Origin of the sequence: Streptomyces sp. NPDC088553, from assembly GCF_044752965.1 — a bacterium.
In the GTDB taxonomy this organism is placed as follows: Bacteria; Actinomycetota; Actinomycetes; order Streptomycetales; family Streptomycetaceae; genus Streptomyces.
Map to the genome: position 1 here is coordinate 282,839 of NZ_JBIVMG010000002.1, position 26,358 is coordinate 309,196.

At 71.8% G+C, this 26,358-nt stretch carries 22 protein-coding genes; 9 read left to right on the forward strand and 13 right to left on the reverse strand.

Translation table 11 applies throughout. The features are described 5' to 3' along the window. Window positions 1-59: 59 nt before the first annotated feature. From ACIP8Z_RS06460 to ACIP8Z_RS06475, 4 genes are all read left to right on the forward strand, one after another. Complete coding sequence (locus ACIP8Z_RS06460; RefSeq protein WP_402079488.1) at window positions 60-2,006, forward strand: lectin; 1,947 nt, start codon at window positions 60-62, stop codon at window positions 2,004-2,006. A gap of 72 nt (window positions 2,007-2,078) precedes the next feature. Beyond that, window positions 2,079-5,168 (forward strand): glycoside hydrolase family 3 protein, encoded by a 3,090-nt coding sequence (locus ACIP8Z_RS06465; RefSeq protein ID WP_402079491.1) that lies wholly within the window; start codon window positions 2,079-2,081, stop codon window positions 5,166-5,168. A 95-nt stretch (window positions 5,169-5,263) separates the two neighbouring features. Then, window positions 5,264-5,635 carry a PadR family transcriptional regulator gene (locus ACIP8Z_RS06470; RefSeq protein WP_318210237.1) on the forward strand — a complete coding sequence of 124 codons (372 nt, stop codon included), beginning with the start codon at window positions 5,264-5,266 and terminating at the stop codon, window positions 5,633-5,635. Then, a complete protein-coding gene (locus ACIP8Z_RS06475) occupies window positions 5,632-6,186 on the forward strand; it encodes an HAAS signaling domain-containing protein (protein WP_402079495.1) in 555 nt (184 codons plus the stop codon). The genes ACIP8Z_RS06470 and ACIP8Z_RS06475 overlap by 4 nt, the downstream gene beginning before the upstream one ends. An 80-nt stretch (window positions 6,187-6,266) precedes the next feature. Here ACIP8Z_RS06475 and ACIP8Z_RS06480 read toward each other — a convergent pair whose 3' ends face one another. The 5 genes from ACIP8Z_RS06480 to ACIP8Z_RS06500 all read right to left on the reverse strand — a co-directional run bounded on the left by ACIP8Z_RS06480 (window position 6,267) and on the right by ACIP8Z_RS06500 (window position 12,226). Continuing rightward, window positions 6,267-7,142, reverse strand: coding sequence for an acetylxylan esterase (locus ACIP8Z_RS06480; protein ID WP_402079497.1), 876 nt, complete (start codon window positions 7,140-7,142; stop codon window positions 6,267-6,269). Between the two features lie 208 nt (window positions 7,143-7,350). Next, entirely contained in the window at window positions 7,351-8,346 is a 996-nt protein-coding gene (gap, locus tag ACIP8Z_RS06485) for a type I glyceraldehyde-3-phosphate dehydrogenase (RefSeq protein WP_319317338.1), read from the reverse strand. A gap of 114 nt (window positions 8,347-8,460) precedes the next feature. Then, window positions 8,461-9,420, reverse strand: a complete 960-nt coding sequence (locus tag ACIP8Z_RS06490; RefSeq protein ID WP_402079500.1) for a GlxA family transcriptional regulator — start codon at window positions 9,418-9,420, stop codon at window positions 8,461-8,463. Window positions 9,421-9,561: 141 nt separating this feature from the next. Next, window positions 9,562-10,863: a ricin-type beta-trefoil lectin domain protein gene (locus ACIP8Z_RS06495; RefSeq protein WP_402079502.1), complete on the reverse strand. Its 1,302-nt coding sequence runs from the start codon at window positions 10,861-10,863 to the stop codon at window positions 9,562-9,564. Between the two features lie 139 nt (window positions 10,864-11,002). After that, on the reverse strand, window positions 11,003-12,226 hold the full coding sequence (locus ACIP8Z_RS06500; RefSeq protein ID WP_402079504.1) for an alginate lyase family protein: 1,224 nt from the start codon (window positions 12,224-12,226) through the stop codon (window positions 11,003-11,005). Window positions 12,227-12,509: 283 nt separating this feature from the next. Here ACIP8Z_RS06500 and tpx point away from each other — a divergent pair, with 283 nt between their 5' ends. Then, a complete protein-coding gene (tpx, locus tag ACIP8Z_RS06505) occupies window positions 12,510-13,010 on the forward strand; it encodes a thiol peroxidase (protein ID WP_402079507.1) in 501 nt (166 codons plus the stop codon). Window positions 13,011-13,083: 73 nt separating this feature from the next. Here tpx and ACIP8Z_RS06510 read toward each other — a convergent pair whose 3' ends face one another. Then, window positions 13,084-13,494, reverse strand: coding sequence for a Fur family transcriptional regulator (locus ACIP8Z_RS06510; protein WP_402079510.1), 411 nt, complete (start codon window positions 13,492-13,494; stop codon window positions 13,084-13,086). 170 nt (window positions 13,495-13,664) lie between these two features. On the opposite strand from ACIP8Z_RS06510, the gene katG reads away from it, so the two are divergent. Beyond that, the gene (katG, locus tag ACIP8Z_RS06515) at window positions 13,665-15,884 is read left to right on the forward strand and encodes a catalase/peroxidase HPI (protein ID WP_402079513.1); all 2,220 of its coding nucleotides are present in this window, start codon (window positions 13,665-13,667) and stop codon (window positions 15,882-15,884) included. Window positions 15,885-15,986: 102 nt separating this feature from the next. Here katG and ACIP8Z_RS06520 read toward each other — a convergent pair whose 3' ends face one another. Next, window positions 15,987-17,315, reverse strand: a complete 1,329-nt coding sequence (locus tag ACIP8Z_RS06520; RefSeq protein WP_402079515.1) for an FAD-dependent oxidoreductase — start codon at window positions 17,313-17,315, stop codon at window positions 15,987-15,989. A gap of 244 nt (window positions 17,316-17,559) precedes the next feature. Here ACIP8Z_RS06520 and ACIP8Z_RS06525 point away from each other — a divergent pair, with 244 nt between their 5' ends. Further along, window positions 17,560-18,834: a serine hydrolase domain-containing protein gene (locus ACIP8Z_RS06525; RefSeq protein WP_402079518.1), complete on the forward strand. Its 1,275-nt coding sequence runs from the start codon at window positions 17,560-17,562 to the stop codon at window positions 18,832-18,834. A gap of 20 nt (window positions 18,835-18,854) precedes the next feature. On the opposite strand, the gene ACIP8Z_RS06530 is transcribed toward ACIP8Z_RS06525, so the two are convergent. The 4 genes from ACIP8Z_RS06530 to ACIP8Z_RS06545 all read right to left on the reverse strand — a co-directional run bounded on the left by ACIP8Z_RS06530 (window position 18,855) and on the right by ACIP8Z_RS06545 (window position 22,860). Continuing rightward, a complete protein-coding gene (locus tag ACIP8Z_RS06530) occupies window positions 18,855-19,388 on the reverse strand; it encodes a GNAT family N-acetyltransferase (RefSeq protein WP_402079520.1) in 534 nt (177 codons plus the stop codon). Window positions 19,389-19,488: 100 nt separating this feature from the next. Then, on the reverse strand, window positions 19,489-20,475 hold the full coding sequence (locus ACIP8Z_RS06535) for a threonine/serine dehydratase (RefSeq protein ID WP_402079523.1): 987 nt from the start codon (window positions 20,473-20,475) through the stop codon (window positions 19,489-19,491). A 146-nt stretch (window positions 20,476-20,621) separates the two neighbouring features. Beyond that, the gene (locus ACIP8Z_RS06540; RefSeq protein ID WP_402079525.1) at window positions 20,622-21,836 is read right to left on the reverse strand and encodes a S8 family peptidase; all 1,215 of its coding nucleotides are present in this window, start codon (window positions 21,834-21,836) and stop codon (window positions 20,622-20,624) included. 226 nt (window positions 21,837-22,062) lie between these two features. Beyond that, window positions 22,063-22,860, reverse strand: a complete 798-nt coding sequence (locus tag ACIP8Z_RS06545) for an alpha/beta fold hydrolase (protein WP_402079528.1) — start codon at window positions 22,858-22,860, stop codon at window positions 22,063-22,065. A gap of 117 nt (window positions 22,861-22,977) precedes the next feature. Here ACIP8Z_RS06545 and ACIP8Z_RS06550 point away from each other — a divergent pair, with 117 nt between their 5' ends. Then, window positions 22,978-23,415 carry a nitroreductase family deazaflavin-dependent oxidoreductase gene (locus ACIP8Z_RS06550; protein ID WP_402079531.1) on the forward strand — a complete coding sequence of 146 codons (438 nt, stop codon included), beginning with the start codon at window positions 22,978-22,980 and terminating at the stop codon, window positions 23,413-23,415. A gap of 83 nt (window positions 23,416-23,498) precedes the next feature. On the opposite strand, the gene ACIP8Z_RS06555 is transcribed toward ACIP8Z_RS06550, so the two are convergent. Further along, window positions 23,499-24,428, reverse strand: coding sequence for a DMT family transporter (locus ACIP8Z_RS06555; RefSeq protein WP_402079534.1), 930 nt, complete (start codon window positions 24,426-24,428; stop codon window positions 23,499-23,501). A gap of 71 nt (window positions 24,429-24,499) precedes the next feature. Between ACIP8Z_RS06555 and ACIP8Z_RS06560 the strand changes: the two genes are divergently transcribed. After that, window positions 24,500-25,381, forward strand: coding sequence for a LysR family transcriptional regulator (locus ACIP8Z_RS06560; protein ID WP_402079536.1), 882 nt, complete (start codon window positions 24,500-24,502; stop codon window positions 25,379-25,381). A gap of 57 nt (window positions 25,382-25,438) precedes the next feature. Here the strand turns inward: ACIP8Z_RS06560 and ACIP8Z_RS06565 are convergent, their stop codons facing one another. Then, the gene (locus ACIP8Z_RS06565) at window positions 25,439-26,275 is read right to left on the reverse strand and encodes a ketose-bisphosphate aldolase (RefSeq protein ID WP_402079539.1); all 837 of its coding nucleotides are present in this window, start codon (window positions 26,273-26,275) and stop codon (window positions 25,439-25,441) included. Between the last annotated feature and the right edge of the window lie 83 nt (window positions 26,276-26,358).

A 26,358-nucleotide genomic window follows, 5' to 3' on the forward strand; every position in this document is an offset into this window, starting at 1 on the left:
GCTGCTGTTGCCCGTTGGGCGCGAGACGGCGAAAGGGTTGTCAGGTGCATAACACACGTATGCGTGTACGCACGTTCCTCCGGCGGGGAGTGGACAGACGAGAGCGACGAGCGGCCGCCGGGCTCCGCACCCGTCGGCTCCGGCCGCTCGCCGCGCTGACCGCCGGCGCCCTCGTCGCCGGCGGCCTGATCCTCACCGGGCCCGGCACCGCCCAGGCCGCGGGCGAGCGGGTCGACGTCTGGCTCACCACGACCTCCGACTCCGGCGGCCGTACCGTCACGCGCGGTCTCGCCCCGCAGACACCCCTCGCGTTCGGCCCGGCCGGCGGCTCCGCGAACCACACGATCACCGTCGACGAGAACACCACGTACCAGCAGTTCGAGGGCGGGGGCGCGTCGATCACCGACACCACCGCCCATCTGCTGCGCGGTGGCGCCGTCAGCGCAGCCACCCGTGACGACGTGATGCGCAAGCTGTTCTCGCCGACCGAGGGCATCGGTCTGTCCTTCGTCCGCAACCCCATCGGCGCCTCGGACCTCTCACGGCCCGGGAACGTCTCCCTCGACGACACCTGCTGCGACCTCAACGACTTCGGCTCCAACGGCTACGACACCAACGTCCGGCTGCTGACCGCGCAGGCCAAGCAGCTCAACCCGGCCCTCCGGGTCAAGGGCGTGCCGTGGAGCGCGCCGGGCTGGATGAAGGACAACGGCCGGATGGACCAGATGGGCTGGCTGAAGGCGGAGTACTACCCGCTGTACGCCCAGTACCTGGTGAAGTACGTGCAGAGCTACCAGGCCGCCGGGGTGAAGGTCGACTACCTCTCCGTGCAGAACGAGCCGAACTGCTGTCAGGCCGGCAACCCGACCGCCATGAACTACCCGGGCATGAGCTGGAACCCGGCCGGCCTCGTCGAGTTCACCAAGAACCACGTCTACCCCGCCTTCCGGGCCGCGGGCATCACCACCAAGGTCCTCGTCCACGACTGGAACTACGGCGACTACGCCGGCTTCGGCGCCGGGATCCTGAACGACGCGGGCGTGCGCAACGACCCGCTGTTCGGCGGCATCGCCTGGCACGGCTATTTCGGCGACCCGGCCGTGGGCACCCAGGTCCACAACCAGTTCCCCTCGGTGAAGCAGTTCAGCACCGAGCACTCGGGCGGCACCTGGATCGGGAACCAGCACAACGAGGACATGAGCGACATCGTCAACTACGCCCGCAACTGGAGCGGCAGCCTGGTCAAGTGGAGCCTGGGGCTCAACCAGAACATGGGCCCGCACAACGGCGGCTGCGGCACCTGCACCGGTCTCATCACCGTGCAGGAGGGTGGCGCCCGGGCCGGACAGGTCGACTACACGGTCGAGTACTACACGACGGGCCACCTGACCAAGTTCGTGAAGCCCGGCGCGTACCGCATCGACTCCACCGCGAACAGCACGGTCCAGAACGTGGCCTGGCGCAACTCCGACGGCTCCAAGGCACTGATCGCCCACAACGGCGGCACCTCCGCCCAGTCCGTCCGGGTCGACTGGGGCAACCAGTCCTTCACGTACACGCTGCCCGCCCGCACCACCGCGACCTTCACCTGGTCGGGGACGACCGGCGGCGGGACCGGCACCGGCACGCTGACCGGTCTGGCCGGCAAGTGTCTGGACGTGGCCGGCGGCGCCACCGCCGACGGCACCCCCGTCCAGCTGTACGGCTGCAACGGCACCGAGGCGCAGCGCTGGACGCTCGCCGCCGACGGCAGCGTCCGGGCCCTCGGCAAATGCCTCGACGTCACCGGCGGTTCGACGGCCGACGGCGCCCAGGTCCAGTTGTACAACTGCAACGGCACCGCGGCGCAGCGCTGGACGTACAACGCCACCACGCACGACGTGGTCAACACCGGCGCGAACAAGTGCCTCGACATCACCGGCAACTCCTCCGCCGACGGGACCCGGGCGCAGATCTGGACCTGCACCGGCGGGGCCAACCAGAAGTGGACCCACAACGCGGCCTGATCCGCCGTCTCCCGCTCCCTCCGTCCTCCTCCCCCGCACAGGGGCCCCAGACAGGCCCTTCAAGGAGCCCGCATGCCACCCGCACGTCCCCGCAGAACGGTGAGCGCGGCCGTCGTCGCCGCGACGGCCGTCCTCACCGGTCTGCTCACCGGCGGCCTGCCGAGTGCCGCCGCCCAGGAACCCGCACCCCGGGCCGTCGACCGGTTCGAGGGTGAGGTCCCCTTCGCGTCACCGCCCGCCGAGGGCCTGTTCACCTGGGGCAACGCCACCGAGTCGCACCCGAGGCTCGAACTGAGGGAGCGCGCCGACGCCCCCGAGGGCGGCAAGGTCCTCGAAGGCCGCTACGACATCAGCGGCTGGGGCGGCTTCACCCACGACTTCGCCTTCGATCAGCCGGCGCACGACTGGACGGCGTACAAGGGCATCCGGTTCTGGTGGTACGGCCAGAACACGGCGCCGCTGCCGCCCGGCTCGGGCAAGCGGATCGCCCTGGAGATCAAGGACGGCGGCGCGAACGGCGAGGCGTCCGAGCTCTGGACGACCTCCTTCACCGACGACTGGGAGGGCTGGCACCTCGTCGAGGTCCCGTTCTCGGAGTTCCAGTACCGGACCGACTACCAGCCCGTCGGCGGCATCGACCAGGTCCTCGGCCTCGACCGGATGTGGGGGTACGCGGTCACGCTCCCGACCGGCGGGCCGGGGGCGTTCGCCCTGGACGGCGTCGAGCTGTACGGCACGGCCGAGCCCGCCCTGACCACCAAGGTGGTCACGAAGTCCGTCGTGCACCCCGTCGACGAGGGCGGCACCGCCCGGGTCGACGTCTCGGTGGCCACCACCGGCTCCGGGCCGATCGGTGAGCCCGTCACCGTGACCTACGCGACGGAGGATGGCGGCACCGGGCCGGGAGGGGCCGAGCCGGGGAAGGACTACCGGCCGATCACGGGCAGTGTCGTGTTCCCCGCGGGGACGCCCTCCGGTACGACCCGCTCGATCACCGTGCAGACCCTGAAGGACGGTTCGGCCGAGTCCGCCGAGACGATTCCGCTGCGGCTCACGGTCGACGGCGCCAAGGCACCCGCCGAGACCCCGCTGGTCGTGGTGAACGCCCACGGCCTGCCGTACCTCGACGCCAGGCTGCCGGTACGCAAGCGGGTCGCCGATCTGCTCTCCCGGATGTCCCTGGCGGAGAAGGCCGGCCAGATGACGCAGGCCGAGCGCAACGCGCTGCGGGCCCAGGGCGACATCGCCGGATACGCGCTCGGGTCCCTGCTCTCCGGCGGCGGCTCGGTCCCCACCCCCAACACGCCCGCGGCCTGGGCGGCGATGGTCGACGCGTACCAGCTGCGCGCGCAGGCGACGCGCTTCCAGATCCCGCTGATCTACGGCGTGGACGCGGTGCACGGGCACAACAACGTCATCGGCGCCACGATCATGCCGCACAACATCGGCATCGGCGCCGGCCGTGACCCGGAGCTCGCCGCGCGGACCGGCGCCGTCACGGCCAAGGAGGTGCGGGCGACCGGCGTTCCCTGGGACTTCGCCCCGTGCCTCTGCGTGACCCGCGACGAGCGCTGGGGCCGTTCCTACGAGGCCTTCGGCGAGGACCCGGCGCTGGTCACCGCGATGGAGACCGTCATCAACGGCATGCAGGGCGCGCGGAACGGCAAGGACCTCGACCGCAACGACAAGGTCCTCACCAGCGCCAAGCACTTCGTCGGCGACGGCGGCACCGCCTTCGGCTCCTCGACCACCGGTTCGTACACGATCGACCAGGGCGTCACCAAGGCCAGCCGGGCGGAGCTGGAGGCCGTGCACCTGGCCCCGTTCGCGGAGGCGGTGAAGCGCGGCACGGGCACGGTCATGCCCTCGTACTCCTCGCTCGACATCCTCGGGGACGAGCAGGGTCCGGTGAAGATGCACGCCAACGCCGAGATGATCAACGGCGTCCTCAAGGACCGCATGGGCTTCGAGGGCTTCGTCATCAGCGACTGGCAGGCCATCGACCAGATCCCCGGCGACTACCCCAGCGATGTCCGCACCTCGGTCAACGCCGGTCTCGACATGATCATGGTGCCGACGAACTACCAGGAGTTCACCCGGACCCTCACCACCGAGGTCGAGTCCGGCCGGATCCCCACCGCCCGGATCGACGACGCGGTGGCCCGCGTCCTGACCCAGAAGTTCCGCCTCGGTCTCTTCGAGAAGCCGTACGCGGACACCACGAACCTGCCGTCGATCGGCTCGGCCGAACACCGCGCGGTGGCGCGGGAGGCCGTGGCGAAGTCGCAGGTCCTCCTGAAGAACGAGGGCTCCGTCCTGCCGCTGAAGCCCGCCCAGAAGGTGTACGTGGCCGGGTCGAACGCCGACGACCTCGGCAACCAGGCCGGTGGCTGGACCATCAGCTGGCAGGGCTCGTCAGGCCGCACCACGACCGGTACGACGATCCTCGAAGGGCTGCGGAAGGCCGCGCCGGAGGCCGCGATCGGCTGGTCGAAGGACGCGTCCGCGCCGACCGACGGCTACGACGTCGGTGTGGTGGTGGTCGGCGAGACCCCGTACGCGGAGGGGTTCGGCGACGTGGGCAACGGCAACGACCTCGAACTGACGGCCGCCGACAAGGCCGCGGTCGACAAGGTCTGCGCGGCGATGCCGTGCGCGGTCCTGGTCGTGTCGGGACGGCCGCAGCTCATCGGCGACCGGCTGCCGGGCATCGACGCCCTGGTCGCGTCCTGGCTGCCGGGCACGGAGGGCGACGGAGTCGCCGACGTCCTCTACGGCAAGCGGCCGTTCACCGGGCAGCTCCCGGTGACCTGGCCGAAGTCGGAGGCCCAACTGCCGCTCAACGTGGGTGACAGCGGCTACGACCCGCAGTACCCGTACGGCTGGGGACTGACCACCCTCACCCCGGCACCGTCCGGCGGGGAGCCCGCGCTGCGGGCGCTCCGGGTCGCCGCCAAGGCGCTCCAGGCGGTCGGCCGGGGCGACTCCGCCGAGGGGCGGAAGCTCGTCGCGGTGGCGCGGCAGATCGTCCAGAAGAGGATCGGGCAGCACATCACCGAGGCCACGGCCGAGCCGTTCGCCGACGCGGACCATCTGCTGCTCACGGGTGATCTCGCGGGCGCGGTCGGCAAGCTGACGGAGGCGTACCGGGCCGCGGGCTGACGGAGAGCGCAGGAGCGGGCCCGGCCCCCGGGGGGAGACACGCCCCCCGGGGGCCGGGCTTGTCGTGATCACCTTCCCGAGCTATCTTGCATTGCATGGTTCCTGGTAACGCAATGAACGAGGCGGGCGACAGGGTCCCCAGCCAGCTCCGCAAGGGGGTGCTGGAGTACTGCGTCCTCGCGCTGCTCAGGGACGAGCCGAAGTACGGCGTCGAGCTCGTCGCCGAGCTCTCCGCGGTCAGCGTCATGACCACCAGCCAGGGCACGATCTACCCCCTGCTGTCGCGACTGCGCCGCGAAGGGCTCGTCGACACCGAGCTGCGCGACTCCCCCAGCGGACCGCCGCGCCGCTACTACACGCTCACGGGCGTCGGCCGGGCCTCCCTCGCCGAGTTCGCCCAGGCGTGGCCGCTGTTCAGGGACGCCGTCGATCACTTCCTCACCGACCCACAGGGGGATTCCGCATGAACGCCACCGACCAGCACCCGCTCGTCGCCGCCTACCTCGACGCCGTCGCACGCGAGACGGCCGAGCTGCCCGCCGAGCGCCGGGCCGAGCTCCTCGCGGACCTCCGCGAGCACATCGAGGTCAGCGGCGCGGAGGGCGACGACCAGGTCCGCGCCGTCCTCGCCGGTCTCGGCGAGCCCCGTACCGTCGCCGCCTCCGCCCTCGCCGAGGAGTCCCCCGCCGAACCGGCGGCCGCGGCCAGGCCCGGCCGCACCAAGCTGACCGCCATCCTGCTCGGCGTCTCCGGAGTGCTGCTCCTGCTCAACCCGTACGCCGGGGTGATCGCCCTGATCGTCGCCCTGGTGCTGTTGTGGGGCGCGCCCCAGTGGGAGAACCGTCAGAAGCTCATCGGAACCGCCACCGGCGCGGCCGTGCCCGTCGTGGTCCTCCTGGGCGCGTTGCTCGGCGACGCCTCCCGGATCGGGCCGATGGAGATCCTGCTGATCCTCGTGTTCTCCCTGGGCGTCCCCACGCTGGGCGCCATCCTGCTGATGCGGGCCGTGCGCCGCTGACGCCGGGAGCGAAAGCGGCTCCGGGACGGACCCTCACCGAAGGGCCCGCCCGGAGCCGGTCGTCCGTGCGGAGCCGGTCGTCAGGCGGCGGGCCCGGGAATCTGCAGGGCCTTCGCGTTACGGTCCCAGCCGGACCACAGGTCGCTGTCGACGCAGTAGCCGCACCCCGGGCCGAAGAACATCCCGCGCGCGTTCTCGTCGCCGAGCAGCCAGTAGCGCAGCCAGGCGGTCGTCGGGGCGCGGAAGTCACCGCCGTCACCGATGGAGCTGAGGTGCCCGGCGCCGCGGACCTCCCCGTACACGGCCGGGGCGTGGTCCGTGTCCCGGTACAGGGCCTTCACCAGGGTCGGCCACACCGTCAGGTCGCGCTGGCCTGCGAGATAGAAGACGGGCTCGTCCATGAGGTCCGGGTCGGTCAGCGGACCCGGCTGGATCGGGATGGCGGTGTCGACCCGCGGGTCGACGGCCGCGTTGACGGCGGCGGCGCCGCCCTGCGAGTGACCCGCCGAGGCGATGTGGTCGAGGTCCACCTTGCCGTGGAACGCGCTGGAGCTGTCGGCGTTCCGGTGCTCCAGGACGTCGATCCCCGCGCGCATGCTGAGCGCGAAGTTGGACGTGGGGGTGTTGGCGGCGGCGACGATGAAGCCCTGGCTCGCCCAGTGGCGCAACAGCGAGCTGTAGACGCCGGGCACGGCGCCCGTACCGTTGCCCCAGATGACGACCGGGTGGCGCTCGCCCGACCGCCCCATGTTCCGGGGGTAGTAGAAGGTGTGCACCGCCTCGATGTCGACGGCCACCTCGTACGGCCCCGTCCGGCCCCAGTCGGTTCCGACGGACGGAATGGTGCCCGCGGTCCCCGCGTCGGCGGCCGCGCCGGCCGTGCCCGGCGCGGTGCACACGGCCATCACGGCGGCGAGCAGAAGACCGCCGAACACGCGACTCTTTCTCCCTGGCATGTGAACTCCTTTACGGATCCGGCACGTTGCGCGTCCTCGCAAGCGTGACCAGGCCATGATCGAGCTCACCGGGGCGGGTGTCTGTCCGCAGGAGCCCAGACCTCGCGCCGCCCCCTTGGGCATCTGCCCAGAACGCACGCCGCCCCCGCCGAATCCGTGGTTCGGCGAGGGCGAGGTGCGGTGGCGGTGCCAGGTGGTGGCGTCCGGGTCAGCGGGCCAGCAGCTGGAGCGTGTCGATCACGCGGTTCGAGAAGCCCCACTCGTTGTCGTACCAGGCGACGACCTTGATGTGGCGGCCCTCGACGCGGGTGAGCTCCGAGTCGAAGATCGACGAGGCCGGGTTGCCGGTGATGTCGGAGGAGACAAGCGCGTCCTCCGAGTACTCCAGGACACCGGCGAGCGGACCGGCCGCGGCGGCGCGGTACGCCTCGAGGACGTCCTCACGGGTCACGTCGCGGGCGACGGTCGTGTTGAGCTCGACGATCGAGCCGACCGGGACCGGAACGCGGATCGAGTCGCCCGACAGCTTGCCGTCCAGGTTCGGCAGCACGTGGCCGATCGCCTTGGCGGCACCCGTCGAGGTCGGAACGATGTTGACGCCGGCGGCGCGGGCACGACGCGGGTCGCGGTGCGGGCCGTCCTGCAGGTTCTGCTCCTGCGTGTAGGCGTGAACCGTCGTCATGAAGCCGTGCTCGATGCCGGCCAGGTCGTCGAGGACCTTCGCGAGCGGCGCGAGCGCGTTCGTGGTGCACGAGGCGTTCGAGACGATCGTGTGCAGCTCGGCGTCGTACGCGTCGGTGTTCACGCCGTACGCGAGGGTGACGTCGGCACCGTCGGCGGGCGCGCTGACGAGGACGCGCTTGGCACCGGCGTCGATGTGGGCGCGGGCGGCCTTGGCGTTGGTGAACCGGCCGGTCGCCTCGAGGACGATCTCGACGCCGAGCTCGGCCCAGGGAAGCTGCGCCGGCTCGCGCTCGGCGAGGACCTTGATGCGGCGGCCGTCGACGACGAGGGTGTCGCCGTCGACGCTCACGGGACGGCCGAGGCGGCCCGAGGTCGAGTCGAAGGCGAGCAGTCGCGCGAGGGCCTTCGGCTCCGTCAGGTCGTTGACGGCCACGACCTCGAGGTCGGTGTCGCGCTCGAGCAGTGCGCGGAGCACGTTGCGTCCGATGCGGCCGAATCCGTTGATGGCGATGCGAGTCATGAATGGTGTCCCTTCAACTTCTGCGTCGCCACCAGGTTCGCTCGCCGGGAACGGTCCTGACAGAGGCGAGATCGCCACGGTCCGCAAGGATCGCGCCAAGACCATCACGAGGAGCTACTCGCCCTTGGTGAAGGTGCGCCGGTAGTCGCTCGGCGTGGTGCCGAGGATGCGCTGGAAGTGCAGGCGCAGATTCGCCCCGGTGCCGAGGCCGACGTCGGCGGCGATCTGCTCGACGCTCCGCTCCGAGCGCTCCAGGAGTTCCCGCGCGAGGTCGACGCGGGCGCGCATCACCCACTGCATGGGCGTGTACCCGGTGTCCTCGACGAAGCGCCGGGAGAAGGTGCGCGCCGAGACCGCCGCGTGGTGGGCGAGGACGTCGAGGGTGAGCGGCTCGCCGAGCCGGTGCAGGGCCCATTCACGGGTGGCGGCGAACCGTTCGCCGAGCGGTTCCGGCAGGCTGCGCGGCACGTACTGGGCCTGGCCGCCGCTGCGGTAGGGGGCGGCGACCAGGCGGCGGGCGGCGTGGTTCGCGGCGGCCACGCCGAGGTCGCCGCGCAGGATGTGCAGGCACAGGTCGATGCCGGAGGCCGCGCCGGCGGAGGTGAGCACGCTTCCCTCGTCGACGAAGAGGACGTTCTCGTCGACGTGGACCAGCGGGCGTTTCGCGGCCAGGGCCTGGGTGTAGTGCCAGTGGGTGGTGGCCCGTTTGCCGTCGAGCAGTCCGGTCGCGGCGAGCGCGAAGGCGCCCGTGGAGATGGCGGCGAGGCGGGCGCCCCGGTCGTGGGCCGCGATCAGCGCGTCGACCACACCGCGCGGCGGGTCCTCGCGGTCGGGGAAGCGGTAGCCGGGGACGAAGACGATGTCGGCCCAGGCGAGCGCGTCGAGGCCGTGGGCGACGGCGTACGAGAGGCCGTCGCCCCCGGCGACCAGACCGGGTTCCGCGCCGCACACCCTCACCTCGTACGGCATGCTCGCGCGGGTCGTGAAGACCTGCGCGGGGATGCCGACGTCGAGCGGCTTCGCCCCTTCGAGTACGAGGACGGCGACGCGATGGAGGCGGGGAATGGGCGGCACGGGTACAGCCTAGGCGGGCGGCCGACGGCGCCGGCCGATGGCTCCGCAGGTCAGCGCGTCACCGGCCTGACGGAGTCAGCGGGGCACTGCCCGGGCGAGGTCAGTGGGTCAGCGCTTCGCCGACCTGACGGAGTCAGCCGTTCAGCGCGTCACCGTCCACTTCTGGTTCGCGCCGCCGCCGCACGACCAGATCTGCAGCCTGGTGCCGTTGGCGGAGCTGTTGCCGGTGGCGTCCAGGCACTTGCCGGATCCGAGGTTGACGATGTCCCGGGCGGCGTTGGCGGTCCACTGCTGGGCGCCGCTGCCGTTGCAGTCCCACAGCTGGACGGGGGTGCCGTCGGCCGTACCGGCGGAGGTCACGTCGAGGCACTTGCCCAGCGCCCGGATCGTGCCGTCGGCCCCCACGGTCCACTGCTGGGCCCCGGTGCCGTTGCAGTCGTAGAGCTGCACGGGGGTGCCGTTGGCGCTGTTCGCTCCGGCCACGTCGACACACTTGCCGCCGATGCCGGTGATCGGTCCCCCGGTGGCCGGGCTGTCGGCGGTGGTGACGCGGACGTGGTCGACGACGAGCTGCTGCGGGAAGGTGGTCGAGCCGTCCGGGTCGCCGGGCCAGTAGCCGCCGACCGCGAGGTTGAGGATGAGGAAGAACGGCTTGTCGAAGACCCAGGCACGGCCGCCGAGGTCGGCGGGCGTACGGGTCTGGTAGACCGTCCCGTCGACCGACCAGGTGATCCGGCCGGGTGACCAGTCGACGGCGAAGGTGTGGAAGGCGTCGGCGAAGGCCTGGCCGCCGGGCAGGGTGTAGCCGGCGCCGATGCCGCCGGAGCCGGAGTAGCCGGGGCCGTGCAGGGTGCCGTGCACGGTGGACGGCTCGAAACCGACGTTCTCCATGATGTCGATCTCGCCGGAGGCGGGCCAGCCGACCTGGCCGAGGTCGTTGCCGAGCATCCAGAACGCGGGCCACATGCCCTGACCGCGCGGCACCTTCATCCGGGCCTCGACGTGGCCGTACTGCGCGGTGAACTTCCCCGCGGTGTTGAGCCGTGCCGAGGTGTACTCGCACCGGCCGTACCAGCACTGGTAGTTGCCGGGGTTCTCCTTGCGGGCCGTGATCACGAGGTGGCCCTGGCCGTCGAGGGCGGCGTTGCGGTTGCCGGCCGTGTAGTACTGCCGCTCGTGGTTGTTGACGTTGTCGCCGGTCTCGATCTGCCACCGCGAGCCGTCCACGGGGAGCCCCGCGGCGCCGTCGAAGGTGTCGGAGAAGGTGACGGCGGCGGCCTCGGCCGCCGGCTGGAGGGCGGCGTTCCGGAGGGCTGCGGTCGCTTCGGCGGGGCCGGTGGGCTGGGTGAGACCGGTGGGACCGAGCGCCGCGGTGGCCAGGGCCAGGGCGATCGCTGTCACGGCGGTGAACAGCGGCCGCCGTGCTGAGCGGGCGGAGGGCATGACTCTCACTTCCGTCGGGTGTGGGGGAACGGCAAGCTCTTGCCATGCTCATGACACGGCAAGAGCCTTGGGCGCCTCCATGATTTAAGAAGTGAAGTAAGGGGGCGTCAAGAGGTGCGGACTCCCCCGCGCGCACCGTTCAGTTGGGGTTGCCGGCGTGGGTGAGAGTCTCCCAGGCGACGAAGAGGTTGTCGGTGCCCGCCGGACGCCTGGACTCGGTGAGGTTCTGGGTGTTCGTCATCCCGTACCCCATGCGGTGATGGAGCGCGTTGAAGCCCACCTCGGTGACCGGCCCCAGGTGGTCCTTGAGCGTGCCGCCGCAGAGCCAGCTCGGGACCGCCGCGCCGAGCTCGTACTTGGCCTGGAGACCGAGCGCGTGCCGCAGCCGGTCGGCGACCTCGGGGTAGAGGTCCTGGCCCTGGATGCGGCTCGTCTCGGCGATGTGCGAGATGGCGGACAGGCCGTAGCCGGTGTGGGTGAGGTCGCGGCAGGTCTCCTGGGTGAGGCCGTCGACGAAGGTCGTCTGCCCCTGCCAGTACCGGACGATCTCGTCGCGCGTGTCGAGGCCGCTGCCCGGCGCCGCCTTCGGCAGGGCACCGTCGCTCGCGAGGTAGATGTACGCGGGGACGCGGCCGCGGAACTTGGTCACGGCCTTGTCGTACGCGGCGCGGTCCTCCAGGAAGACGGCGATGCCGAGGGCCGCCTCGGTCATGCTGAGCTCCCAGTTGCCGTTGGAGTGGGAGCCGTTGGCGACCTCGGGGAGGTAGACGTTGCGCAGCATGGTCTTGAACCGGTCGACGCGGGCCTGGGGCCAGCCGGTGTAGGTGTAGCGGATGATCTCGGCGGCCCGCGGCCAGGAGGATCCGGCCCAGCCGGTCTGCAGGGGCGCGTTGGAGTTGGTGTGGTCGGTGATCACCCCGGACCAGGCGTCCATGATCTCGATGGCCTTCTGGGCGTACCGGCTGTCCCGCGTGACGTACCAGGCGAGGGAGAGCGTGTACGCGGCGATGGCGTCCTCGCGCTCGTCGGTGCAGCCGTTGTTCGGGTTCGAGTACGAGCCGCACTCGACGACGGAGCGGGGCTTCGGGACCCGGGACAGCGAGGCGTACCTGCTCGCCATCATCTGGTCGTAGGCACTCTTCCAGGGCTGCGCCCCGGCGTTGACCCGTTCGCGGGTGAAGTCGAGTTGGCCGCGCGAGACCAGGACGCCGGGGTGCGTGAACGTGGTGGGGGCGGCTTCGGCGCGGCCTCCCCCGGGTCCCGCGACGAGGGTGGCGAGGAGTGCGGCGGCCAGCAGGGGGACGGTGAGCAGCACCTTCCTTCCCTTGCGCTTCGCATGGGAAGCATCGCGCCATTTGACCATGGGGTTGCTCCTTCTTCAGATATGTGAACGCTCGATGACTGTCGAGGGTGGAACCTAAAGGTCTGAACCAAAGGCGTCAAGGTGGCGTGATGGGTGCCCGGTGCACACTTTCATCGGGTCAGGCGGCCGATGAAGGTGGCCCGCGAAGCCCCTTCTGTTCACATCCATGAACTATCGATGATCGGTCAACCCGGGCCCGACCTGACGGACGCGTCCGGCGGGCGGTCCACCACGCCGTACGATTCCCCTCGTTGTCACTTACATCGTCCGAAGGAGATCTCCCATGGCCCAGGTCACGCTGAAGGGCAGCCCTGTACAGGTCAACGGCACCCTGCCGACCCCGGGAAGCCAGGCTCCTGACTTCACGCTCGTCGCCGAGGGCCTGGCGGACAAGTCGCTGAAGGACTACGCCGGTCAGCGCAAGGTTCTCAACATCTTCCCGAGCGTCGACACGCCGACCTGCGCGTCCTCGGTCCGCGCGTTCAACGAGAAGGCCGGCGCGCTGGAGAACACGGTGGTGCTCTGCATCTCCGCCGACCTCCCCTTCGCGCAGGCCCGCTTCTGCGGCGCCGAGGGCCTGGAGAACGTCAAGAGCCTCTCGACGCTCCGCGGCCGCGAGTTCCACACCAACTACGGCGTGGAGATCGCGGACGGCCCGCTGGCCGGCCTGACCGCCCGCGCGGTCGTCGTCCTCGACGAGAACGACACCGTCCTGCACGCGCAGCTCGTCGGCGAGATCGCCGAGGAGCCCAGCTACGAGGACGCGCTCGCCGCGCTCAAGTAGGACGCCGCGGCCTCACGGCGACGCACGAGAGCCCCTCCACCGCCACGGTGGAGGGGCTCCTCGCGTTCTGCGGTCAGGCGCAGGCGGGGCAGAGCCCGCGGTACGTCACGTCGGCCTTCGAGACCGTGAAGCCGAACCGCTCCGCGGGCGGGAGGACCGCCAGCGGGTCCCCCGTCGGGTGGACGTCGCGGATGGTGCCGCAGTTCGAGCAGACCAGGTGCTGGTGCGCGTGGTGCGCGTTCGGGTCGTACCGCTTCGCCCGGCCGTCCGTGGAGAGCTCCACGACCTCACCGAGGGCCACCAGCTCACCCAGGGTGTTGTAGACGGTCGCCCGCGCGATCTCCGGAAGGCGTGCCACGGCGCGCGCGTGCACCTCGTCGGCCGTGAGGTGGACGTGCTCGCCGGCCAGGACCTCCGCGACGACACGCCGCTGGGACGTCATGCGCCAGCCACGCGCACGCAGGCGCTCCAGCAGGTCACTCATTCGGCTCACCCCTTCGGATCATTGGCGTGGTTCTTGACTTGGACTCTGTCCATCGTAGGATCGGTTCCGGCAATAGCCAAGGCACGCCACGGCTCCGGTCGGGCACACGACACCCCACGGGTGCCCGCCCCGGCTGAGCACCACGATCCGCCCCGTCCGGAAGGATTTGCATGTCCGAGAACCACGACGCAATCGTCACCGACCCCGCCTCCGAGGGCACGGGTGGTTGCCCGGTCGCGCACGGCCGTGCCGCGCACCCGACCCAGGGTGGCGGCAACCGCCAGTGGTGGCCGGAGCGGCTCAACCTGAAGATCCTCGCCACGAACCCCGTCGTGGGGAACCCTCTCGGTGCGGATTTCGACTACGCCGAGGCCTTCAACGCCCTCGACCTCGCGGCCGTCAAGCGGGACATCGCCGAGGTGCTCACCACCTCGCAGGACTGGTGGCCGGCCGACTTCGGCAACTACGGCCCGCTCATGATCCGCATGGCCTGGCACAGCGCGGGCACGTACCGCATCAGCGACGGCCGCGGTGGCGCCGGCGCCGGTCAGCAGCGCTTCGCGCCGCTGAACAGCTGGCCGGACAACGGCAACCTGGACAAGGCCCGCCGTCTGCTGTGGCCGGTGAAGAAGAAGTACGGCCAGAACATCTCCTGGGCCGACCTCATGATCCTCACCGGCAACGTCGCCCTCGAGACCATGGGCTTCAAGACCTTCGGCTTCGCCGGCGGCCGCGCCGACGTCTGGGAGGCCGACGAGGACGTCTACTGGGGCCCCGAGACCACCTGGCTCGGCGACGAGCGCTACACCGGTGACCGCGAGCTGGAGAACCCGCTCGGCGCGGTCCAGATGGGCCTCATCTACGTCAACCCCGAGGGCCCCAACGGCAACCCGGACCCGGTCGCCGCCGCCCGCGACATCCGTGAGACGTTCCGCCGCATGGCGATGAACGACGAGGAGACCGTCGCCCTCATCGCCGGTGGCCACACCTTCGGCAAGACCCACGGCGCCGGCCCCGCGGACAACGTCGGCGACGACCCCGAGGCCGCGCCGCTGGAGGCGCAGGGCTTCGGCTGGGCGAACTCGTACGGCACCGGCAAGGGCGCCGACGCGATCACCAGTGGTCTGGAGGTCACCTGGACCACCACGCCCGCGCAGTGGAGCAACGACTTCTTCAAGCACCTCTTCGAGTACGAGTACGAGCTCACCCAGAGCCCGGCCGGTGCGCACCAGTGGGTGGCGAAGGACGCCGAGGCGATCATCCCCGACGCCCACGACGCGTCGAAGAAGCACCTCCCGACCATGCTCACCACCGACCTCTCGCTGCGCTTCGACCCGGCATACGAGCAGATCTCGCGCCGCTTCTACGAGAACCCGGAGCAGTTCGCGGACGCCTTCGCCCGCGCCTGGTACAAGCTGACGCACCGTGACATGGGTCCGGCCGTCCGCTACCTCGGCCCGGAGGTCCCCTCCGAGGTCCTCCTGTGGCAGGACCCGCTGCCGGCGCACGAGGGCGAGACGCTCGACGCCGCGGACATCGCCTCCCTCAAGGAGCAGATCCTCGGTTCCGGCCTCACGGTCTCCCAGCTGGTCTCCGCCGCCTGGGCCGCGGCCTCCTCCTTCCGCGGCAGTGACAAGCGGGGCGGCGCCAACGGCGGCCGCATCCGCCTGGAGCCGCAGCGCAACTGGGAGGTCAACAACCCGGACGAACTCGCCCAGGTGCTGCGCGCGCTCGAGGGCGTCAAGGCCTCCTTCGACGCCGCGGGCGCCAAGAAGGTCTCGATCGCCGACCTGGTCGTGCTCGCGGGCTCCGCGGCCGTCGAGAAGGCGGCCAAGGACGGCGGCTTCGACATCGAGGTGCCGTTCACCCCGGGCCGCGTGGACGCCGCGCAGGACCAGACGGACGTGGAGTCCTTCGCCGCCCTTGAGCCGCAGGCCGACGGCTTCCGCAACTACCTCGGCAAGGGCAACCGCCTTCCGGCCGAGTACCTGCTGGTCGACCGCGCGAACCTGCTGACCCTGAGCGCGCCGGAGCTGACGGTCCTCGTCGGCGGCCTCCGCGTCCTGGGCGCGAACCACCAGGGCTCCGCGCACGGTGTCCTCACCACGACCCCGGGCTCCCTGACGAACGACTTCTTCGTCAACCTGCTCGACATGGGGACGACCTGGACGGCGACGTCCGAGGACGCGACCACGTACGAGGGCCGCGACTCCGTCACCGGCGAGGTCAAGTGGACGGGCACCCGCGCCGACCTGGTCTTCGGCTCGAACTCCGAGCTGCGCGCGCTGGCCGAGGTCTACGCGAGCGACGACGCGAAGGAGAAGTTCGTCAGCGACTTCGTCGCCGCGTGGACCAAGGTCATGGACCTGGACCGGTTCGACCTCGTCTGATCGCCGGCCGGTAACGGCGGTGAACGGCTGAACCCGGTGTGATCCCCAGGGGCCCGGCCGGTCGACTCCCTCGACCGGCCGGGCCCCTGCGCGTCCCTGGCGTCATCCTCTCCAGAGGACGCGCGCCGTACGGGCGAGCACGCGGGGCGCGGTGAGCGCCTTCGGGTGGCGGCGCATGTGGACGACGTCCATGTACGCCTGGTTCACCTCCGTGTCCCTGACGGACGCGGTCGTGATGCGGTCCCCGGCCCAGCGCAGGAGGCGGTAGCCGCGGGGGTACGGGCCGGTGACGTGCGGCTGGGCCAGGTCGGCGGTCGTGGAGAGCTGCCAGGCGGCGTCGACGACCACGCCGGCGCGGCGGAAGTAGTCCCGGGCGGGGGTGTGCGGGGAGGCACCGGACCGCAGATGGACGGCGAGGGACGAGGCCTGCAGGGCGGCGAGGGTGAGCCCTTGGCCGTAGACGGGGTTCACGGTCGCCATGGCGTCCCCGATGGCGACGAGCCCGCCGGGGAACCGGGTGAGGTCGGTGAAGCGGTGCCGCCTGCTCTCCCGGAAGTGGAAGGGTTCGACGTCCCCGAGCATCTCGCACCGCTCGGCCACCTCGCGCACCGGAGCGACGCACCGCTTCATCCGGGCGAGGAACTCCGCCCGGTCGCGCCCGGGGCGGTGCTCGGCATAGCCCGCGAGGACCACGGACCAGGCGCCGTCCTCGACGGCGGCCAGGGCGCCGGGTTCGCAGAGGGTCGGCAGGTACGCGCTGGCGGGGCCCGGTGTGGCGTGGGCGATCACCGTGTCCGGGAGTTCGTTCCCGCGGGCGAAGCGCGCCGTGGCGTAGCCGAGGTCGACCCGCATCCGGTCCACCGGTGGGGCGTCCCAGCCCAGTTCCGTGAGCCAATGGCCGAGTCGGCTGGAGCGTCCCATGGCGTCCACGACGAGGTCGGCCGAAAGCTCGTACGTGGAGGCCGGGCCGCCGTTCGCGGTCCGGGCCGTCTCCAGGCGTACGCCGACGACGCGGCTTCCTCTGAGGAGCAGCCCCTTCGCGGTGGCGTGCTCCCGGGTGACGTCGGAGAGGGCCGCGACGCGGCGCCGTACGTGTGCCTCGACGAAGGGCCGGGTCGCACCGAGCATCCGGCTGTCGGCGACGGGGGCCTTCTTCGCTCCGTCGACGTAGAACTGGACGGCGTCGCCCTCGCCGAGGCGGGCGCCGCCGCGCAGCATCTCCGTGGTGATGCCGGGGAAGAGGCGCTCGATATGGGTGTGGCCCATGGCGAGCAGGGCGTGGAGCTGTCGCCGGTGCGGGGCCCCGTGACCGGCGCCGTCCCCGTCCAGGAGGTCGGGTTCGACGACCACGACCTGCTCGGCGAAGTCGCTCAGGACCCGGGCCGCGAGCAGCCCGGCGAAGCTTCCTCCCAGGACGACGGCACGCTTCATGTTCTCCCCCTCGAAGATCACTGCAACGGCCGGGACACTACCGTGCCGGTCCGCCGGGCCGTCGGGACGTGCGCGGACGTGAGGGTTCCACAACCCGTGACCCGTGTCAGGAACCGTTCTCGGACGTTGGCACTCATGATCCATGGGTACGGGGCCGGGCCTCGCGGTCGGGTGCTCCCGTGCCCTGCGGCGCACGTCCGCCGTGCCCCGTACTGAACGATTCGGAAGAAGTAGAGGAATCACCGTGCCCCTGTCGTCGCATCGACGCCTGGCCGTGAGTGCCACCCTGATCGCCGCGCTCGCCGCGGGCGTCGCCCCCGCCACGAGCGCGTTCGCCGCTCCCGGCGCGCCCGTCGTGCCCGCCGCCGCCACGACTCCCGCGGTCCCCGCGCCCGACATGGACGGCGTGGTCGCCGCCCTGAACTCGGCCATGGCCAACGGGGCCCCGGGCGCGATGGCCCGGTTCGTCGGTCCCGACGGGGTCCGCAGCCGGACCGTCGGCGTCCAGGACCGCGTCTCGGGCGCGCCCATGGACGTCCACTCACGGTTCCGGATCGGCAGCGTCAGCAAGACGTTCTCCACCGTCGTCCTGCTCCAGCTGGTGGAGGAGGGCAAGCTCCAGCTCGACACGTCGGTCAACACCTACCTGCCCGGTCTGCTGCCCGACGACCGCATCACGGTCCGTCATCTGCTGACCCACCGCAGCGGACTCGCCGACTACACGAACGCGATGTTCGAGCACACGGTGCCGGGCTTCGAGGCCGTGCGGAACCGGGTGTTCAGCTACCAGGAACTCGTCGACCTCTCGCTGAGCGAGCCACGGACCACGCAGCCCGGCGTCTCGTACCAGTACTCGAACGCCAACTTCGTGGTGGTCGGCATGCTGATCGAGACGCTCACGGGCCGGCCCGTGGCCGACGCGTACGAGCGCCGCATCTTCAAGCCGCTGAAGCTCAGCAAGACCTCGTACGTGCACCCCGACACCCGGATCAAGGGCGCCCACGTGCGCGGCTATCTGCACCCGGACGAGGAGGGCGGCGCGCTGGTGGACTCCACGGAGCAGACGGTCTCCTGGGCGCAGTCCGCCGGGGCCGTCATCTCCAGCCCCGCCGACCTGAACACCTTCACCAGCGCGCTCATGCGCGGCCGTCTGCTGTCCCCGGCGATGCTGGAGGCCATGACGACGGTCACGCCCACCGACGCCACCAACACCCGGTTCTACGGGCTCGGTCTGCGCCGCTACAACCTGTCGTGCGGTACGCAGGTGTACGGGCACACGGGCACGGTGCAGGGCTTCTACACGTACACCTTCTCGACCCGCGACGGACGCCGCAGCCTCTCGGCGATGGCGAACACCTCGAACCACGGTGCCGCCAACACGGCGCTCGGCGGGACGCTGGAGGCGGCGTTCTGCGGCAAGAAGCCGGCGCCCGCCCCGTCCTCGCGTGCCGCCGCCTCGCCCACGGCCCGTGACCTCACGTCACTGCCGGCGGAGCGGGACCTGCCCGAGCGCCACTGAGGCGGCCGTGACCGGGGCCGTCAGGCCTCGTACTCGGTGAGGTCGATCGCGTAGACCCGCAGGGGAACGTCGAACTCCGGATGGGTCGTCTCGCGCTCCTCGGTCATGCCGAGCTTGCCGATGACGTTCTCGGAGGCCTGGTTGCTGATGTGGGTGATGGCGACGACCCGGTCGAGCCCGCGGTCCTGGAGTGCGAACTCCAGGACCGCGTGGGCGGCCTCGGAGGCGTATCCCTGGCCCCAGAACTGCCTGCCCAGACGCCAGCCGATCTCCACGTCCGGCATCACCTCCGGGAGGAACTCCGGCAGGGACAGGCCGGCGAAGCCGATCAGCTCGCCCGAGGCGATGAGCTCGACGGCGAAGATCCCGAAGCCCTCCTCGTCCCATTCCTCCTCGTACCGCTCGATGTCCTCGGCGGTCCGCTCCAGGTCCCGGACCGACCCGTCCCCGATCCAGCGCATCACCTCGGGATCGGTGTTGATCTCGGCCAGCGGGACAAGGTCGTCGTCGCTCCAGCGCCGGAGGATGAGACGGGGGGTACGAATTTCGGTCATGCCCCCATCCTGACGCACGGAACGCGCACCCCACGCCACCGGCCCACCCGGTCGCTCAGGGCCGGGGGTGCTTCGGGGCGGGGGCGGTGGATGTCCCGGGCTACGAGGCTTCCGCGGTGGGGGTGAGGTCGGTGGGGTCCGTGTTGGCGCCGCAGAGGACGACGCAGACCTTCTCGCCCGGGGCCGGGCGGTAGCCGTACGTCGTGTCGTCCTGCCGGCCGGGGGCCGTGAGCGCGGCCAGGGCTGTGGCGGCCGCGTGTTCGACGGCGAGGCGGCGGTCGTCCCACAGCGCCCGGCGCGCACGGATGATCTCGGTGTCCGGGACGAGGACGGTACGGACTCCGTCGTGCCGGGCGGCCGTCAGGGCGGTGGCGGAGGCTCGGCGGGCGCCGAGCGAGTCGGCGGCGACGGAGTCGACGGTCACGTCGACGGGGTGTCCGGCCCGGAGCGCGGCGTCGAGGGCGCGGCAGTTCTCGGGCTCGACGGCGACGGTGCGGATGCCGTGCTGCCGGGCCGCGGTGGCGACGCCGGAGAAGAGGCCGCCCCCGCCGACCGCGACGACGACCGTGTCGAGGTCCGGGATCCGGTCGTGGATCTCGTCGAGCAGGGTGCCGGCCCCGGCGGCGATCAGCGGGTGGTCGTACGCGTGGGAGGCGAGCGCCCCGGTCTCGGCCACGAACGCCTCGCAGGCCGCGAGCGCTTCGGCGTACTCCGTGCCGACGAGCCGGACGTCGGCGCCATAGCCGGCGAGCCTGTCGGCCTTCACCTTCGGGGCGGTGGTCGGCAGGAAGACGGTGGCCCGAACGCCCTGCCGCAGCGCGGCCCAGGCGCAGGCGAGCCCGGCGTTGCCACCGGAGGCGATCGTGACTCCGGCGGTGGGAAGGGTGCCGTCCTCCCGGTGGGCGAGCAGGAAGTTCTGTGCTCCGCGTGCCTTGAAGGAGCCGGTGTGCTGCAGGTGTTCAAGGGCGAAGTGGAGCGTGTACGGCTCGGCACCGGGCTCCGCCTCGGCCACCGTGACGGGGCGGACCTGTCCGGCGATCCGATCGGCGGCGGTCTTGATGTCGGCGTACGTGAGGGGGGAGTGCACGGGGGCTCCTGGTGCGGGTGGGAGGACCGAGAGGCTGTCTTGTCGTCGATCCTCTCAGGAGTCCGGACCCCCGTCGGTGGGGCCGGGGCAGGCATGGCACCGCCCCGGAGGCGCCGGCTGCCTCCGGGGCGGTGTCCTGTCAGGGACTACGGGACGATCTTCAGGAGCCGGTTCGGGGAGCCGCTGCCCGGGCTGGTCACCTTGCCGGTCGTGGCGCCGTTGACGAGGGCGGTGGACACCTGGGCCGGGGTCGCGGAGGGGTGCCCGGCGAGGTAGATCGCGGCGGCGCCGGCGACGTGCGGGGTGGCCATCGAGGTGCCCGAGATCGTGCTGGTGGCGGTGTCGCTCGTGTTCCACCCGGCGGTGATCGACACCCCGGGGGCGAAGAGGTCCAGGACCGAACCGTAGTTGGACCAGCTGGCCTTGGCGTCGGTGTTGCTCGTGGCGCCGACCGTGATCGCCGCGGGGACCCGGGCGGGCGACGAGGACGAGGCGTTGACGCCGGAGTTGCCGGCGGCGACCGCGTAGGTGACGCCGTCGGCGATGGAGTTCTTCACCGCGTTGTCGAGGGCCGTGGACGCGCCGCCGCCCAGGGAGAGGTTGGCGACGGCCGGGGCACCGGCGGTGTGGTGGGCGGTGACCCAGTCGATGCCCGCGATGACGCCGGCCGTGGTGCCGGAGCCGTTGTTGTCGAGGACGCGGACGGCCACGATCTTCGCCGACTTGGCCACGCCGTAGGTGGTTCCGGCGATCGTCGTGGCGACATGGGTGCCGTGGCCGTTGCCGTCCTGGGCGACGGTGTCGCCGTCGACGGCGTCGTACCCGTTCACCGCGCGCCCGGCGAGCTCGGAGTGGCTGATCCGGACACCGGTGTCGATCACGTACGCCGTGACGCCGCCGCCGGCGGAGTCGGGGTAGGTGTACGTGCCGGACAGCGGCAGGTTCGCCTGGTCGATGCGGTCCAGGCCCCAGGGGGCGTTGGTCTGCGTCGCGTCGGCGCGGACGATCTGGTTCTGCTCGACGGAGGCGACGGCCGGGTCGGCGGCGAGCCGGCGGGCCTCCGTCGCGTCGAGGGTCGCGGTGTAGCCGTTGACGGCCGAGCCGAAGGTCTTGCGGACGGTGCCGCCGTAGCCGGAGATCAGGCTACGGCCCTTGGCGGAGGCGGCCTTGAAGCCCGCGCCCTGCTTGAGGGTGACGATGTAGCTGCCGGGTATCGCGTCGGCCGAACCCGCCGCGAGGACGGTGCCCTCCGCGGGGGCGGCGTGGGCCGGGACGGCGGCGAAGGTGCCGAGCAGGGCGGCGACGGTCGCGGCGGAGGCCGTCACGGCCAGGCGGGTCCGGGTGTTCTGCGGGAGTGCCATTACGAGGGATTCCTCCTCATGGGCGTCGCGCCCGGTGGGGTGGGACTGCGCGACTGTGGGGGGCGCACGTGGGGCCACGTGCACGGTCGGGACCGATGTGTCCGGTCCCGGCGTGATCAGCAGCCTGGCCGCTCTACGGGCGTAGCTCAAGGAAGTTGGAGCCTTGTCATGCATCTGCCATACGCCTGCAATCGAACCCCCGCCGAACCCCTCTGAAGTGGCCTGATCAGGCTCTTCCGTGGCCGGGACGCGAGGTCGGGGCCTCCGTCAGGACGCGACCGAGGACCGTGGCGCATCCGTCCGGGTTGTCCAGCATCAGGTTGTGCCCCGCCCCGGGGATCTCGATCACCGGGACCCCGAACCCGGCGGCCTTCTCCGCGTCGGGGTCCGGCAGGCTCAACTCCCCCACCAGATAGGTCCGGGGAATCCCGAGCCCGGCGAGGAGGTCACCCGGGGCGGGCGTGCTGCCCTCGACCAGGGCGACCGCGCTGCGGTGCACGGCCCGCGGGTCGGCGAGGCGCAGCCGGGCCGCGTAGTCGGCGCGGTCGGCGCCCGCCACCATCCGGGCGAACCCCTCCGCCACGAACGCGTCCTCGTCCTGGGCGGCCACCGGAGAACTGAACGCTCCCCCGCCCCCGTACAGGTTCGGCTCCGCCACCACGAGTCTCGCCACGAGCTCCGGGCGCGCGGCCGCCAGATGGATCGTCACCGCACCGCCCATGGAGTGCCCGACGAGGTGCACGCCCGTGAGCCCGAGGTGGTCGAGGAGCGCGGCGACCGCCTCCGCCTGGGACTCCATGCGGTAGTCGAAGTCCGCCGGCCGGTCGCTCAGCCCGTACCCGAGCAGATCCACGAGCAGCGCCCGGCCGCCGCCGAGCGCGGGGTGGGCCGCGATGTGGGCGAAGTCCGAGGCCGAGGTGCACCCGAGGCCGTGGACGAACACGCGCACGGGCCCTTCCCCCGCGCCGGGCAGGTCGATCCATCGGATGTACGCCCGCTGCCTCGCCAGGAACAATTCCCGCATGCCGTGTGCTCTCCCCTGTGTCGCGCCTGTCCGTCACGTCGGGAGCCAGCCTAGGATCCGGCACTGACAACGCCGGTACGGGCGGGCGGCGACGCCGGACCGAACGAAAGGGATGCCATGCCACTCGAAGGTGAATACGAGCCCAGCCCGACGACGTGGGTGCGCGATCAGGTCGAGCTGTACGAGTCGTCCGGCGGCACCAAGGGCACCACCCTGCGGGGCATGCCGGTCATCCTGGTCACGAACCGCGGTGTGAAGAGCGGGAAGCTCCGCAAGACCCCGCTCATGCGGGTCGAGCACGAGGGGGCGTACGCGCTCGTCGCGTCGAACGGCGGTGCCGTCAAGCACCCCGTCTGGTACCACAATCTCGTCGCCTCGCCCCTCGTCGAGGTGCGCGACGGCACCCAGGCGTGGGACATGGAGGCCCGTCTGGTCACCGGCGAGGAGCGCGCGGCCTGGTGGGAGCGGGCGGTCGCGGCCTTCCCCAACTACGCCGACTACCAGCTGAAGGCCGAGCGGGAGATTCCCGTCTTCGTGGTCGAGCGGGTCGGCTAGGGCCCGTCAGGAGAGGCGTTCCGGGCGGCACGTGCGACCGCCCGGGGCGCGTCCGTCGCCCGGGGCGCCCCTGCCGCCTCGGGCTACACCGTGATCCCGGGCGCACCCTCCGCCCCAGGCGCGTCCGCCGCCTCGGGCTCCTCCCGTGACGCTCGCGAACGTGACCTCGTCAGCCCCACCCCCACCAGCACGACCACCATCCCCGCCACCACCCGTACCGTCAGCGGTTCGCCGAGGACCAGCGCGCCCAGGGTCACGGACACCACCGGAAGCAGATAGCCGACCGTGGCGGCGGCGGTCGGGCCCTCCTCCGCGATCATCCGGTAGTTCAGGTGGAAGGTGAGCCCGGTGGCGAAGACACCGAGGACGACGACCGCCAGGACGCCCGCCCAGGTCACGGTCGCCGTTCCGCCTGCCGCGAGCGCGGGCGTGCTCAGGCCGGTCGCGGTGAGGAGTTGCGCGGCGGAGAGCGCCAGCGGCGCGGTGCCCCGGCCGGTGAGGTGACGGGCCATGTAGGCGAAGGCCACGGCATAGCTCGCGGAGGCGCCGAGGAGAGCGAGGGCGCCCCAGCTCATCAGGCCGGAGCCGTGGCTCCAGGGCGCGAAGATCAGCAGCACTCCGGCGAAGCCGAGGGCGAGCCCGGTCAGCCGGGTGGCGCGCAGCGGGCGTTCGGTCCCCAGGGCCAGGCCGATGAGGAGGGACCAGAGCGGGGTCGTCGCGTTCAGCACGCCCGCCACTCCGCTGTCCACGGTCTGCTCTCCGACCGAGAAGAGCAGGAACGGCAGCGCGTTGCAGAAGAAGGCGGCGACGACGAGCCGCCCCCATGTGGCCCGGTCCCGCGGGAGCCGCTGCCCGGCGCCGTACGCGAGCGCGAGGAGCACCGCCGCGCCGAGCACGCACCGGACGAAGGTGATCCACCCCGGGGTGAGGCCCTCGTTGAGAGAGATCTTGATCCAGAGGAAGCCCGAGCCCCAGAGCAGGGCCAGCACGCCCATGCGTATCGCCGATGTCATGCCCTCACCGTCCCGCGCTCGATCCGACAGGACAAGCGATGAATCATGTATCCAGCGTTAAGCTGTGCTACATGCTGGATGTGAGACGCATGCAGGTGCTCCGAGCCGTCGTCACCAGCGGCTCCGTCACCGCCGCCGCCGCGAACCTCGGCTACACCCCGTCCGCCGTGAGTCAGCAGATCGGTGTCCTGGAGAAGGAGGCGGGCATCGCCCTGCTCGAACGGTTCGGCCGGGGCGTGCGACCGACCGCCGCCGGGCGGCTGCTCACCGAGCACGCCGCGGTCATCGGCCGGCAGGTCGCCGAGGCCGAGACCGCTCTCGCCGATCTGCGGGCGGGCCGCACCGGGCGGATCTCGGTCCGCTACTTCGCCACCGCGGGCGCGGAGCTCGTGGCCCCCGCCCTGGCCCGGTTCCGAACCGAACACCCGGGCGTACGCGTCGATCTGAGGATCGCCGACGGCGCGCCGCCCGACGAGGAGGCGGACCTCACCCTTGTCGTACGACCCCGGGGCGGCGGCCCGGACGCGGCCGGCGACGGCCTCCGGCTGGTCCATCTGCTCGACGACCCCTACCGCGCCGTGCTGCCCAAGGGGCATCCGCTCGCGGACCGCCGTACCGCCGTCGACCTGGCCGAGCTCGCCGGCGAACCGTGGGTGGGCAGCGAGCGGCCCGGCCCCTGTCTGGACGCGGTCCTCGACGCCTGCGCGGCTGCCGGGTTCGCCCCGGACATCGCGGTGGAGTGCGAGGAGTACGCCACCGCGCAGGGTTTCGTCGCGGCCGGACTCGGCGTCAGCCTGGTCCCGCTGATGGGCCTGGGCAGCCGCCATCCGAACGTGGTCGTCCGTCGGGTCCGCGCGCCGGAGCCGGTCCGTTCGATCCACGCGGCGGTGCGGAAGTCCTCGCTGTCCCTCCCCGCCGTACGCGGCCTCCTCGCGGCGCTCCAGGAGGCGTGAGCGGGCGCGAGGAGGCCAGGGCCTGCCTGGCGGACGGGCCCTGGTGGCGTCACCGGCTCAGGCGGGTGAGAGGACCGTCAGGAGGTGGGCGACCTCGCGGGCCACGGCCGTGCGCGCCGGGGTCAGGTAGTGCCGGGGGTCCACCGCTGTGGGGTGCTCGGTCAGATGGGTGCGGACGGCCTGGGTGAAGGCCTTGTTCAGATGGGTGGAGACGTTCACCTTGGTCATGCCCGCCGCGACGGCGGCGGTGAGGTCCGCGTCCGACACCCCCGAGGAGCCGTGCAGGACGAGCGGTGTGTCGACGGCGGCACGCAGGCGCGAGATGAGGGCGAGGTCCAGGACCGCGTCGCGGGTCAGCATCTGGTGGGAGCTGCCGACCGCGACCGCGAGGGCGTCGACTCCGGTGGCCGCGACGAAGGCCCGGGCCTCGTCGGGGTCGGTCCGTACGCCCGGGGTGTGGGCGCCGCCCTTGCCGCCGACCTCGCCGAGTTCGGCCTCGACCCAGACGCCGTGCTGGTGGCAGTACTCCACGACCTCGCGGGTCGAGGCCACGTTCTCGGCGTAGGGGAGCTTGGAGGCGTCGAACATGACCGAGCCCAGGCCGAGTCCGACGGCCTCGCGGACGAGGTCGGGGTTCTCGGCGTGGTCGAGGTGGACGGCGACGGGGGTCTTGGCGGCGCGGGCGATGGCGAGGGACGCGAGGGCGACCGGCTCCAGGGCGCCGTGGTAGCGGACGGTGTTCTCGCTGATCTGCAGGACGACGGGGCGGTCGGCGCTCTCGGCGCCGGCAACGATGGCCTGGGCGTGTTCGAGCTGGAGGACGTTGAACGCCCCCACACCGGTGCCCGCCGCGCGGGCGCGGCGGACGATCTCATCGGTCGGCGTCAACGGCATGGTGGTCCTTCTCCGGGGGTGTGAACGGGTGCGGGGCGGGGCGACACAGGGGGCGGGGCGGAGCCACGGCGACGGAGGTCCCG

Excerpts from the sequence above, each read along its gene's own strand:
- ACIP8Z_RS06465 (WP_402079491.1), top strand. The coding sequence starts at position 2,079 with ATGCCACCCGCACGTCCCCGCAGAACGGTGAGCGCGGCCGTCGTCGCC.
- ACIP8Z_RS06495 (WP_402079502.1), bottom strand. The coding sequence starts at position 10,863 with ATGCCCTCCGCCCGCTCAGCACGGCGGCCGCTGTTCACCGCCGTGACA.
- gap (WP_319317338.1), bottom strand. The coding sequence starts at position 8,346 with ATGACTCGCATCGCCATCAACGGATTCGGCCGCATCGGACGCAACGTG.
- ACIP8Z_RS06530 (WP_402079520.1), bottom strand. The coding sequence starts at position 19,388 with ATGACCGAAATTCGTACCCCCCGTCTCATCCTCCGGCGCTGGAGCGAC.
- ACIP8Z_RS06560 (WP_402079536.1), top strand. The coding sequence starts at position 24,500 with ATGCTGGATGTGAGACGCATGCAGGTGCTCCGAGCCGTCGTCACCAGC.
- ACIP8Z_RS06500 (WP_402079504.1), bottom strand. The coding sequence starts at position 12,226 with ATGGTCAAATGGCGCGATGCTTCCCATGCGAAGCGCAAGGGAAGGAAG.
- ACIP8Z_RS06565 (WP_402079539.1), bottom strand. The coding sequence starts at position 26,275 with ATGCCGTTGACGCCGACCGATGAGATCGTCCGCCGCGCCCGCGCGGCG.
- ACIP8Z_RS06540 (WP_402079525.1), bottom strand. The coding sequence starts at position 21,836 with ATGGCACTCCCGCAGAACACCCGGACCCGCCTGGCCGTGACGGCCTCC.
- ACIP8Z_RS06550 (WP_402079531.1), top strand. The coding sequence starts at position 22,978 with ATGCCACTCGAAGGTGAATACGAGCCCAGCCCGACGACGTGGGTGCGC.
- ACIP8Z_RS06475 (WP_402079495.1), top strand. The coding sequence starts at position 5,632 with ATGAACGCCACCGACCAGCACCCGCTCGTCGCCGCCTACCTCGACGCC.
- ACIP8Z_RS06460 (WP_402079488.1), top strand. The coding sequence starts at position 60 with ATGCGTGTACGCACGTTCCTCCGGCGGGGAGTGGACAGACGAGAGCGA.
- ACIP8Z_RS06470 (WP_318210237.1), top strand. The coding sequence starts at position 5,264 with ATGGTTCCTGGTAACGCAATGAACGAGGCGGGCGACAGGGTCCCCAGC.
- ACIP8Z_RS06545 (WP_402079528.1), bottom strand. The coding sequence starts at position 22,860 with ATGCGGGAATTGTTCCTGGCGAGGCAGCGGGCGTACATCCGATGGATC.
- tpx (WP_402079507.1), top strand. The coding sequence starts at position 12,510 with ATGGCCCAGGTCACGCTGAAGGGCAGCCCTGTACAGGTCAACGGCACC.
- ACIP8Z_RS06480 (WP_402079497.1), bottom strand. The coding sequence starts at position 7,142 with ATGCCAGGGAGAAAGAGTCGCGTGTTCGGCGGTCTTCTGCTCGCCGCC.
- katG (WP_402079513.1), top strand. The coding sequence starts at position 13,665 with ATGTCCGAGAACCACGACGCAATCGTCACCGACCCCGCCTCCGAGGGC.
- ACIP8Z_RS06520 (WP_402079515.1), bottom strand. The coding sequence starts at position 17,315 with ATGAAGCGTGCCGTCGTCCTGGGAGGAAGCTTCGCCGGGCTGCTCGCG.
- ACIP8Z_RS06510 (WP_402079510.1), bottom strand. The coding sequence starts at position 13,494 with ATGAGTGACCTGCTGGAGCGCCTGCGTGCGCGTGGCTGGCGCATGACG.
- ACIP8Z_RS06555 (WP_402079534.1), bottom strand. The coding sequence starts at position 24,428 with ATGACATCGGCGATACGCATGGGCGTGCTGGCCCTGCTCTGGGGCTCG.